A 1698-nucleotide genomic window follows, 5' to 3' on the forward strand; every position below is an offset into this window, starting at 1 on the left:
TCTCAATGAGGGTGTAGGCGATGGCAGCGGCGTCACCGCCGCCTTTCGATCCCATGAACAGGTAATTTTTGCGCCCTAAGGTCACAGGTCTGATTGATCGCTCGCAGATATTGTTGTCCAACTCCAGCTTGCCATTTTCGAGATACGCACGTGCTTTGGGCATGCGGCCGAGGGCGTAGCGGATAGCTGCCGCCAGCGTCGATTTGCCAGAGATCTTGGGGAGTTGCAGCGCGAGCCATGCCTCCAGGTCATCAAAGACCAGCTTTGCCTTGTCCTGTCGCAGCGCGACGCGCGCGTCATCGGACTTATAGCGCGCCTCTTTTTCCACCGCATAGAGGGCAGCGATGCGCTTGATCGCCTCCTCGGCAATGGCAGACCCTTCGCTTTCATAGATATCGACGAACTTGCGGCGCACATGCATTGCCCGACAGGCGATTTGGCGAGGCCAAATCTGCCGTAAGGGACCATGCAGGCCTGCTCGCTGGCGCGATCTGCCTCGAACAGGCCATTGAACCCGGTGAAGCCATCCATTGCCCGGCAGGCGCATCCGCAGGATGCTGCCGAGAGGGGGCGTGGATTACGCCATTGTATCCATTGAGATGGGATGCGGGGTGCTCGCCCTTCCGGTCCACGCTGAACTGATACCACACGCAGGGCGGCGCTTGCCCGCACCAGGGGTGTTCATCGCGCACATAACTCCAAAGGCGCGCTGTTTGCGCCTTGCCCTTGGCCTGCAACTTGACGGGTGTATCATCCACTGCCCGGCAGTGCATGTTTACATGCACGAGAGGGGGCGAACAAGGCAGGACCGGCCCGAACCAACTTGCCGATATGGGTGGCCAGAGGTTCCAGCAGCGCTGTTGATCGCCGCACCCAACCTCTCGGGACATTGCTGCGCAATGCCCTGCCGGTCAGTGATCGGTCAGCGTGGAGCGGTGCAGATCGACCTTGTCGCGGGCATAAATCTCGGACTGGCGGTATAATGGCAGGTGGTCGCAATACTTGCCGACCAGAACATGGGCCAACAGACCCGGGCCTGGACGTCCGCAGGTGATCGGGCGCGGGTGATCGGGCGCGAGGGCAGTTCGGCCTGCGCAAAAGCTTCGCAACAGGTGCAGGTCATGCGCGGCCGCACGATCCGTTTCACCACAAAATGGCCGGGGACGTATTCCAACTCTTCTGTCACGTCTTCGCCGAGCTGCTTGAGCGCGCCACCGCAATCGCCGCAGGCATTACCCGGCGACAGGATTTCTTCCTGACGCTCAAGGTGATCGGGCAGCGGCGCACGATTGTGGGTGCGCCTGGCTGGGGCATCTTCATAGGCGTCGGTTTCCGGCGCCGCCCTTTGCGCAGCGGACGACACGGCAATCTCGGCGTCTTCCTGTAGATCAAACGCCAGCTGATCCATGGCCTCGGATTTGCTGCCAAAACGGGCCTTGCGATGTGCCGCCAGTTCCTTTTTCAGATTCTCGATCTGATAGGCCTGTGACTTGATTTCCGCCGCCATCAACTCGCTGACAGCGCGCAGTTCGGTCGGGTCATCAGGCAGGGATTTGAAGGTTGTGGGCATGCGAAATTCATATCCGTCCGGCCCTCTGAACGGAACGTAAAATGCACCAATCCCTATATCTTATTGGACTATCCGACCTGCAATGGCCGCCATGTCCGTTGTGGCATCCGCCAGTCTATTCCTTCCAG

The 1698-nt window shown here is 59.9% G+C and carries 1 pseudogene; it reads right to left on the bottom strand.

Features of this window, described 5'->3' with window-relative positions:
- A pseudogene (gene tnpC, locus QO231_RS26325) lies at positions 1-1570 on the bottom strand (IS66 family transposase); the annotation flags it as partial.
- Positions 1571-1698: the final 128 nt, after the last annotated feature.

The sequence above is a fragment of the Sedimentitalea todarodis genome (assembly GCF_032595355.1).
Classification (GTDB): domain Bacteria; phylum Pseudomonadota; class Alphaproteobacteria; order Rhodobacterales; family Rhodobacteraceae; genus Sedimentitalea; species Sedimentitalea todarodis.